Here is a 9,692-nt window from a genome sequence, read left to right on the forward strand (position 1 = left end):
ATCAACTCCTCCTCCCTGCGCCAATGCCAGGCTTCGCCTTTATCCGAGTAACGTTATCTCCAATCTGGTTGGCGAATTCGTGTGGAGTGACATGCTCCTGCCGGTTGGCCTCCAGATACCGGCTCCACCAGTTCATGATCAGCCTGCGCTCCTCGATGAACTCGGTCTTGTGGATGTAGGCGGCACGGACGTTGTTGCGTTCCTTGTGGCTCATCTGCCTTTCAATGGCGGTCTCCGACCACAATCCTGACTCGATCAGTGCGCTGCAGGCCATCGAACGAAACCCATGTCCGCAGATATCGGTTTTGGTGTCGTATCCCATCGTCCGAAGCGCGTTGTTCACGGTATTTTCGGACATGGGTTTCCAGGGCTTGGCATCGCCTGCAAACACCAGGTCGAATTTACCGGTGAGTGCGTGGATCTGTTCAAGCAAGGCCACAGCTTGCGGCGATAAGGGTACAAGATGGATATCACCTGCCATCTTCGTACCCCTTGTGGAAAAGGGTACTCCCTCCAACGCGGGTCGAGTGTCCGGTATCTCCCAGGTGCCGCGCTTGAGGTCGAACTCGCTCCAGCGGGCGAAACGCAGCTCGCTGGATCGTACAAACACATGCAGCGACAGCATCACCGTCAGGCGGGTAAGTGCCCGGCCTTTATAGGTGTCGATCCGCTCCTGCAGTTCCGGCAGTCGCGATAAAGGTAGAGCGGGGCGATGTACCACCCGTGGGGCTTTGATCGAGCCTTCGAGATCGTAAGCAGGGTTTATGGTGATAAGCCGGAGGCGCTTTGCCTCGCGCATGATGCTCTGCAGGTAGTTTTGTACCCTTAAAGCAACGTCGATCGTTCCGCGCTTCTTGATCGCTTCCAAGGGCTGCATGAGGTCATGGGTGTCGAGGTCGACAATGGCGCGGGCGCCGATCAGCGGGAACACGTGGGTTTTGAGGCGACTCATTACAGTCTTGGAGTGGCCTGGTGCCCACTTGGCCGACATTTCCGTGTGCCAGTCCAGCGCAACGCTTTCAAAGGTTCTGCCTTTGATCACGGCTTCCGCCTTGGCTTGGTGCTTGGTCTCTATGGGGTCAATGCCATCCGCCAGCATTCGCTTGATCTCCAAGCGCTTGCGGCGTGCATCGGCGAGGCCAATAACGGGGTAGTTGCCGAACGAGTTCAGTCCTTCGCGTCCGTCAGGTTTGACGTAACGGAGCCGCCAGCCTTTGCGGCCATTGGGTTGGACTAGAAGGTAGAGGCCGTCGCCGTCGAAAAGCTTGTAGGCGCGGTCGGTGGGCTTGGCTGAGCGGCAAGCCGAATCAGAGAGTGGAGCAGTGGTGCGCGACATAAGGGTACTCCCTTTTAACGAAGTGACCTTTACCCCAAACTCTACCCTTAAAACGGTTGGAATCCACCAGTTTCTGACGGAAACCGATGGAACCCCAAAACGAAAAAACCCGCCAGAAGGCGGGTTTTTCGGGGGTTCCAGAGATTTTGAAAGCCTTCTCTGGAACCTTGTATGGTGCCGGCACCAGGAGTCGAACCCGGGACCTACTGATTACAAGTCAGTTGCTCTACCAACTGAGCTATACCGGCGTGTTAGGGCGACGATTATAGCGACTGAAAAGGTTCTGTAAACCCCTGAAATCTGACTATTTTTGCGAAAACCCAAGTTTTCGCAAATCTCCCCACATTTCTGCGCGTCACCCGCCAAGAATCAACGCTCGTGCATTGCCTCTGCACGGGATTTGATGATCGGTTTGAGCAGGTAGCTCAGGATGCTCTTCTTGCCGGTGATGATGTCCACCGACGCCACCATGCCGGGGATGATCAGCAAGGGCTTCTCATCAGTGCCCAGGTGGCTGCGGTCGGTGCGCAGTTTGATGATGTAGAAGGTGTTTTTCTTCTCTTCATCCATCACGGTGTCGGCACCGATGGTTTCGAGTTTGCCTTTGAGGCCGCCGTAGATGGTGTAGTCGTAGGCGGTGAATTTGATCATGGCTTCCTGGCCGGGGTGGAGGAAGGCGATGTCTTGTGGGCGGATTTTCGCTTCGACCAGGAGGGTGTCGTCCAGTGGGACGACTTCGGCCATGTCGCTGCCGGGCTGGATCACGCCGCCGACGGTGTTGACCAGCATCTGCTTGACGATACCGCGCACGGGCGAGGTGACCATGGTGCGGCTGACGCGGTCTTCCAGGCCTTTGGACGTTGCCTGTGCCTTGCTCAGGTTGGTGCGGGCTTCGTTCAGCTGGGCCAGGGCTTCGCTGCGGAATTTGCCGCGTGTTTCGTCGACCTTGCGCTGCACTTCGTTGATCGCCGCCTGGGCGCGTGGGATGGCCAGGGTGGTGCCGTCGAGCATGCCGCGGGTTTCAACTTCCGAGCGTTTGAGGCGCAGCACTTCTACCGGGGAGATTGCGCCTTGCTGTACCAGTGGCTCGGACATGCCGATCTCCTGGCGCAGCAGGTTCAGGCTGTTGCGGTATTGCTCCTGCTTGGAGCTGAATTCGCGCAGCTCTTGCTGGCGTTGCAGCAGTTGCTGTTGCAGCCCGCCAATCTCATCGGCCAGTTGCTGGCGGCGGCTGAGGTACAGGGATTCTTCGTTCGAGGCCTGGTTAGGCACGGCTTTGCGTGCGGCATCGGTGATGTTCAGCGGGCGGTTGTCGACTTCCGCGCTGAGACGCTCCACGCGCAGTTCCATGGCCACGCGGTCGGCTTCGGTTTCGCCGACGTTGGAGGCAAATCGGGTGTCATCCAAGCGAATCAGCGGCGCGCCGGCTTCGACGATCTGGCCTTCGTGCACGTAAATCTGGGCAACGATGCCGCCCTCCAGGTTCTGGATCTTCTGGATGCGCGACGAGGGGATCGCCTTGCCTTCGCCCTTGGTCACTTCGTCGATGATCGCGAAGTGTGCCCACAGCAGCAGGAACACGAAGAAGCCGATCACGGCCCAGATGGTCAGGCGCACGATGCGTGGTGCGTCGTCGATCAGCGCCTTTTCGACTTCGGGCAGTGGCTGATCATCGAGCGAGTCGCTGCCCTTGAAGTAGCGGAAGATGACATCTTTCCAACGGCCTGGGCCGGACTTAAGCAACACTGATCTGCCCCTTTTTCAGCGCTTCCATAACGGCCGCTTTTGGACCGTCTGCGAGGATCTGGCCACGGTCGATCACCAGCAGGCGATCTACCAGGCTCAACAGCGAAGCACGGTGGGTGACGAGAATCACCGTCTTGTTTTCGATCACCGACTGCAAGCGCTGTTTGAGGCGCTCTTCACCGGTGTTGTCCATAGCGCTGGTGGGTTCGTCCAGCAGCAGAATCGGCGGGTTCAGCAGCAGCGCACGGGCCAGGGCAACGTTCTGGCGTTGACCGCCGGAGAGGTTCTGCCCACGCTCGCCCACTTGCAGCTCGTAACCTTGTGGGTGCAGCCTGGCGAACTCATGCACGCCGGCGAGTTCTGCGGCTTGCAGCACCATCTCATCGTCCACGTAGCGCGCACCTGAGACCAGGTTGTCACGCAAGGTGCCGGCCAGCAGTTGGATGTCCTGGGCGACGTAGCCGATGTTGTGGCGCAATTCGCTGACGTCGATCTGGCGGATGTCTACACCGTCCACCAGCAACGAGCCGGAGTCCGGCTGATACAGGCCGACCAGCAGCTTGGCCAGCGAGCTTTTGCCCGAGCCGCTGCGGCCGATGATGCCGATTTTCTCGCCGGGACGAACATTCAGGTTGATCCCGCGCAGAGCCAGGGTTTGCTGGTTCGGGTAGGTAAAGTCGACCTCGCGGAACGTCATCGCGCCTTGCAGGGTTTTGCGGCTAAGCGGGCGTTCGTCGAAGTTGCGTTCCTGCGGCAGTTCCATCATCTGGTCCACCGAGACCATCGTCACCTTGGCTTGCTGGTAGCGCGTCAGCAGGCCCGACAGCTGGGCCAACGGGCCAAGCGCACGGCCGCTGAGCATGTAGCACGCCACCAGGCCGCCCATGCTGAGGGTGCCATCGATGATTTGGTACACGCCGAAGATAATCATCGCCACGCCCGCCACTTGCTGGATCAGCAAAGTGATGTTCATCGCCAGGCCGGACAGCACTTTGACTCGCAGTTCCAGGCGGCTGAGGGTGCCAATGGTTTGTTCCCACTGGTACTGACGTTCGCTCTCGGCGTTGTTGACCTTTACCGCGTCCAGCCCGGCGAGGGTCTCGATCAGGCTCGATTGACGCTCGGCACCCAGGGCCATGGTGCGCTCAAGTGTTGCCGTGAGCGGTTTTTGCAGGAAGTGGCCGATGCCCAGGGCGAGTGGGAAGGCGACGATGGGAATCCACACCAAGTGGCCCCCCAGCAGCGCGATCACGCCGAGGATGATCAGGGTAAAGGGCAAATCGATCAGGCTGGCGAGGGTCAGGGAGGTGAGGAAGTCGCGCATCCCCTGAAACTCATGGATGTTGGAGGCGTAGCTGCCGACGCGCGCCGGGCGCATTTTCATCGACATACCCACGATGCGCTCGAACAGCGTCGCGGAAATAATCAGGTCGGTTTTCTTGCCCGCCAGGTCCAGGCATAGACTGCGCATGCTCTTGAGCAGCAGGTCGAACAGGTAGGCGCCACAAATACCGATGGCCAGCACCCACAGGGTGGCGGTGGCCTGGTTCGGCACGACGCGGTCGTACACGTTCATGACAAACAACGGCGCAGCCAGGGCAATCAGGTTGATCACCAGGCTTGCGGCGATAGCGTCGGCGTACAGCCAGCGGGAGCGTTTGAGGGTGTCTTTGAACCACGAACGTGCGCGGGGGATCAGCGTGCCGCTGGTGACGTCAAATTTATGCTGCGGTTGGGCGAAGAAAACCCGACCGCTGTAATCCTGAGTCAGCGCCTCACGGGTGACCTGGACTTCGCCGCCGTCGCTTTCGCTGAGCAGCAGGCGGGCGGTATCACCCTCCCATCCCAACAGCACCGCACTGCGTCCTTCATTTAATAGCAACAAGGCCGGCAATGCGATCGACGGGATCTGCTCCAGCTTGCGCTGCAGCAAACGCCCCTGCAAACCCGCCCGGGCTGCTGCGCGCGGCAGCAAGTCCGGGCTCAGGCGCTGCCCCGCCAAGGGCAGGCCGGTGGTCAGCATGGCCCGGCTGGCAGGCTTGTAATGCAGCGAACAGAGAGCCAACAACCCATCTAGCAATGGGTCGTCATGCTGAGCGCGCGGGTCATGGTGAAGTGGCGCCAAACCTATTTCGGAATCCAAGCTGACTCTCTCTTAAACGGTTGTGTGGTCCAACGCCGTCAAGAATCAGTTCATCCCTGGCAGGTTTACCGACGGTTTAATATCGTTTTGCACAACTGATGCCATCGGAGCGACTACGCCCTGACTTCTCAGCAATTGGCCCATGTCGGCCTTAATACGGTACTGGGTGTAAACGTAGAGGCTTTTGATCTGCGCCAAACGTTGCTGAGCGGTGAACAGTTCGTTCTCGCTGTCGAGCAAGTCGAGCAGTGTACGCTCACCGAGGCTGAACTGCTGCTGGTACGAGGTGCGCACTTTGGTGCTGCGGTCGACGTACTGCTGCGCGATCGGCACTTGCTGGCTGGCGTTGTTGTAAGCGTTCCACGCCAGGCCCAATTCTTCGTTCAACTGACGCAAGGCGTTGTTGCGGATATCCAGCGCCTGGGTGGCCTGGGAAGCCTTGGACTGCAGGCTGGCCTTGTCGCTGCCGCCGTTATACAGGTTGAACTGCATATTCAGCATCGCGGAGTAGCCATTGTCATGGCCCTCTTCGCCGCCGATGTTGTTGTTGGCCGAACGTTGCAGCACTGCATCAAAGCGCGGGTAGAAGGTCGACTTGGCGGCTTCGTACTGCTTTTCGGCAGCGGCGATGTCCGATTCGGCCGAGCGCAGCACCGGGCTGTCAGCAATCATCTGGCGGCGCGCGTCTTCCAGGCTGGCTGGCAGTAGGGTCACCACGCCCAGTGGGCGTTCCAGTTGGTCGGGCTCTTTGCCGACAACGCTGAGGTAGTTGGTGTTGGCGTCAGCGAGGTTGGTCTGCTCGGTGATCAGGTTGTTTTGCGCCTGAGCCAGTCGGGCTTCAGCCTGGTCCATGTCCGCCATTCTTCCGACGCCACGGCTGGTGCGCAGTTTGATCTGGTCAAAAATGCGTTCGTGGCTCTTCAGGTTGTCTTCTGCCAACTGCACCATCTCGCGACGGGTCAAGACATCCAGATAAACCTGAGCAACGGTCAGTGCGGTGCGCTCGGAAGTATTGAGCAGCGCATACCCACGGGAATTGGCGGTGGCTTGTTGGCGGCCGACTTCATTGATGGTGCCAAACCCCTGGAACAAATTTTGTTGCAGGCGGATGGTCGATTCGCCGCGGTTCAAGGTTTTCCAATCGTGGCTGTTGCTGGCGGCGCGGGTCGAGGTGTTGTCCGAGCTTTCACGGCCATAGCCGCCCAGCAGGTCGACTTTAGGCAGGTAACCGCCCTGCGCCTCTCTGACCTGATAGTCAGCAGCAATGCGCGCATTGATTGCGGCCTGGATCTCCGGGTGGTTTTTCACGGCATCTTGCATGGCTTCGGGCAGGGTCTGAGCCTGGACGAAACTGGCGGCTAGAGCAAAAGGCACAGCTTTAAGAAGGTGCAAACGCATTCTGATGTTTCCCCGGGGATTGGTTGCCTGAAAAACCGCAACAAACTTGGAATATTGCATTGGAGTGGCAACTCGAAATGCCCGTTTTTCTAGGGCGCCGGAGGGCGCAAACAGAAAGTCGCGAGGCCGTTTAAATATCAATGTGACATTACCGGGCGGATTGTTTAGGATGACGCCCAATAGGTCAATACCTTGACGGAAAAGTAATTCTCCTGACGGAACAACAAAATATTGACGCCAAATTTCTTACTTAGAAACTACGTACTCCAGCTATTGAATCGGCACCCATGAGACGGCCGGTCACCTTGATGGATACCCCCTGACGGTAATACACGGAGAGTCTTTTATGAGCAGCGTTGCGGTCGTCAAAAGCATTGTCGGTCAAGTGTTCGCAGTTTCCCCGGAAGGGATTCGCCGCCTGCTTGTAGAAGGGGATCGCCTGTTTGCAGGGGAGCAGGTCGATACCGGTGCTTCGGGTGCCGTGTCGCTGGAACTGGCCGACGGCCGCGTCATCGACCTGGGTCGCGACACTCAGTGGAGCGCGAACGCTCCTGACTCGGTCACCGACCTCAGTGCTGCGACTGCTCAAGCTGCACCGTCCGTTGCCGAACTGCAGCAAGCCATCGCTGCCGGCGCTGACCCTACCCAAGACCTCGAAGCCACCGCTGCCGGCCCGACCTCCGCAGGCGCAGACGGCGCTGCGGGTGGCGGTCACAGTTTTGTTGTGCTGGAAGCCACAGCAGGCGTGGTTGACCCCACCATTGGTTACCCAACGACCGGCTTGAATGCCGGTGACGCCGTAGGCACGACCCAAACCGGTGCCGACAACAACGGCGTAGATCCGCGCAACGTCACCATTACCCTGACCGCCACGCCGAGCATCACCGAAGCCGGTGGCGTAGTCGTTTACACCGTATTCATCACCCAGGCACCGACCAGCGACCTGACCGTCACCTTGTCCAACGGCCTCTCCGTTGTGATCGCCGCGGGCCAGACCTCGGGCGTGCTGAACGTCACTTTCGCCGGTAATGACACGCCTTACCTGGACGCCTCGTCGATCTCCGCCACCATCGCCGGCACCTCCGGCGGCGGCAACCTGATCATCACCACCGACCCGGCGCCAGCAGTCACGCAGATCGCTGACACCATCGACACCACCACCGTCACCCTGACCGCGACCCCGTCGGTGAATGAAGGCGGCCAGATTGTCTACACCGCAACGGTGACCAACGCGGCGCAGACCGACGTTGTGATCAAACTGTCCAACGACCTGACCATCACCATTGAGGCCGGTAAAACCACCGGCACGGTCACTGCCGATACGCCTGCCAACCTGGCTGATGGCAAGAACCTGGCCGTCAGCGTCACGATCACCGAAGCGACTGGCGGTAACTACGAAAACCTTGCAATCAATCCTGAGCCGGCCACTTCCACTGTGGTTGCTGTGGATGATCCAAGCGTGTTGGTCGCCGATACCAACACCATCGTCGAAGATAGCGTCGCGACCGGCAATGTGCTGAGCAACGACAGCGACATCGATAACCAGTTGGCTGTCGCTACCTTCAAAGTGGGCAACACGACCTACAACGCCGGCCAGACTGCTGACATCCAAGGCATTGGTTCCATCACCATCGGTGCTGATGGCGCATACGTGTTTACCCCGGTCAAGGATTACAGCGGCGAAGTGCCGCAGATCGAATACACCACCAACACCGGTTCCAGCAGCACGCTGACGATCACAATCACACCAGTCAACGATGCGCCGCTGATCGACGTGACGGGCACGACCCTGGTCGAAAACACCGCAGTCGCGGGCACTGTGGCGGGCACGTTTGTTATCAGCGATGCAGAAACACCGGCTGGCCAACTGACCGTCACGTTTACGGGTGACAACAACAAGGATGGCTACTACGCCATCGTCGACAACACCGTTGTGTTGACGCAGAAGGGCGCGGACTACGTCAACGCCGGCAACCAACTGCCGAAGATCGACCTGACGGTTACCGATCCCGAAGGCCTCAACTCCAACGCTGCTGGCCAGCCGACCGTGACCCTGGTCAACGATGTGCCCGTGATTGAAATCACGGCTAACACCATTGTTGAAGAAACGGCGGCGGCGGGCACCGTCGCTGGTACCTTCGTTGCCAAAGACGAAGAAACCCCGCGCGATGGTTTGACCATCAGCTTCACCGCAGGCACCAACGCAGATGGCTACTACGCCATCTCCGGCAACAACGTAGTCCTGACCGAAAAAGGTGCCGATTTCGTTAACGCTGGTAACCAGCTGCCGAAGATCGACCTGACCGTCACTGACCCTGAAGGCCTGAACTCCACCGGCACTGGTCAACCGACCGTGACCCTGGTTAACGACGTCCCAGTAATTGCTGTCACGCCGACCACCATCGTCGAGAACACTGCTGAAGCAGGCACCGTCGCCGGTACCTTCGTCGCTAAAGACGAAGAAACTCCGCGCGAAAATCTGAACATCAGCTTCACCGCTGGCACCAACGCTGACGGTTACTACGCCATCTCCGGCAACAACGTGGTCTTGACCGAAAAAGGTGCTGACTTCGTTAACGCGGGCAACCAGTTGCCGAAGATCGACCTGACCGTCACCGACGTTGAAGGCCTGAACTCCACTGGCACCGGTCAACCGACCGTAACGCTGGTTAACGACGTTCCGGTGATTGCTGTCACGCCGACCACCATCGTTGAAAACACTGCTGAAGCAGGCACCGTCGCCGGTACCTTCGTTGCCAAAGACGAAGAAACACCACGCGAAAACCTGAACATCAGCTTCACCGCAGGCACCAACGCTGACGGCTACTACGCCATCTCCGGCAACAACGTGGTCCTGACCGAAAAGGGTGCTGACTTCGTTAACGCGGGCAACCAGTTGCCGAAGATCGACCTGACCGTCACCGACGTTGAAGGCCTGAACTCCACTGGCACCGGTCAACCGACCGTAACGCTGGTTAACGACGTCCCGGTGATTGCTGTCACGCCGACCACCATCGTCGAGAACACCGCCGAAGCAGGCACCGTCGCCGGTACCTTCGTCGCGAAATC

5 protein-coding genes and 1 tRNA gene are annotated in these 9,692 nt (G+C 59.1%); 1 reads left to right on the forward strand and 5 read right to left on the reverse strand.

Annotation, left to right across the window (positions count from 1 at the left end):
* Nucleotide 1: 1 nt before the first annotated feature.
* From AOA61_RS16350 to AOA61_RS16370, 5 genes are all read right to left on the reverse strand, one after another.
* Nucleotides 2–1,336, reverse strand: a complete 1,335-nt coding sequence (locus AOA61_RS16350) for an integrase arm-type DNA-binding domain-containing protein (RefSeq protein WP_099602150.1) — start codon at nucleotides 1,334–1,336, stop codon at nucleotides 2–4.
* Between the two features lie 172 nt (nucleotides 1,337–1,508).
* A tRNA-Thr gene (locus tag AOA61_RS16355) sits at nucleotides 1,509–1,584 on the reverse strand.
* A 121-nt stretch (nucleotides 1,585–1,705) separates the two neighbouring features.
* Nucleotides 1,706–3,082, reverse strand: coding sequence for an HlyD family type I secretion periplasmic adaptor subunit (locus tag AOA61_RS16360; RefSeq protein WP_032884988.1), 1,377 nt, complete (start codon nucleotides 3,080–3,082; stop codon nucleotides 1,706–1,708).
* Nucleotides 3,072–5,225, reverse strand: a complete 2,154-nt coding sequence (locus AOA61_RS16365) for a type I secretion system permease/ATPase (RefSeq protein WP_099602151.1) — start codon at nucleotides 5,223–5,225, stop codon at nucleotides 3,072–3,074. Before AOA61_RS16365 ends, AOA61_RS16360 begins: the two co-directional genes overlap by 11 nt.
* A gap of 45 nt (nucleotides 5,226–5,270) precedes the next feature.
* Nucleotides 5,271–6,623 carry a TolC family outer membrane protein gene (locus tag AOA61_RS16370; protein ID WP_032884990.1) on the reverse strand — a complete coding sequence of 451 codons (1,353 nt, stop codon included), beginning with the start codon at nucleotides 6,621–6,623 and terminating at the stop codon, nucleotides 5,271–5,273.
* A 346-nt stretch (nucleotides 6,624–6,969) separates the two neighbouring features.
* Between AOA61_RS16370 and AOA61_RS16375 the strand changes: the two genes are divergently transcribed.
* Nucleotides 6,970–9,692 (forward strand): retention module-containing protein (locus AOA61_RS16375; protein WP_143521213.1); only part of this gene is annotated, 2,723 nt, incomplete at its 3' end.

The sequence above is a fragment of the Pseudomonas sp. 2995-1 genome (assembly GCF_002742505.1).
Taxonomy (GTDB): Bacteria; Pseudomonadota; Gammaproteobacteria; order Pseudomonadales; family Pseudomonadaceae; genus Aquipseudomonas; species Aquipseudomonas sivasensis.

Bases quoted from the DNA above. Each gene is read 5' to 3' on its own strand.
- AOA61_RS16350 (WP_099602150.1), bottom strand. From the start codon at position 1,336: ATGTCGCGCACCACTGCTCCACTCTCTGATTCGGCTTGCCGCTCAGCC.
- AOA61_RS16370 (WP_032884990.1), bottom strand. From the start codon at position 6,623: ATGCGTTTGCACCTTCTTAAAGCTGTGCCTTTTGCTCTAGCCGCCAGT.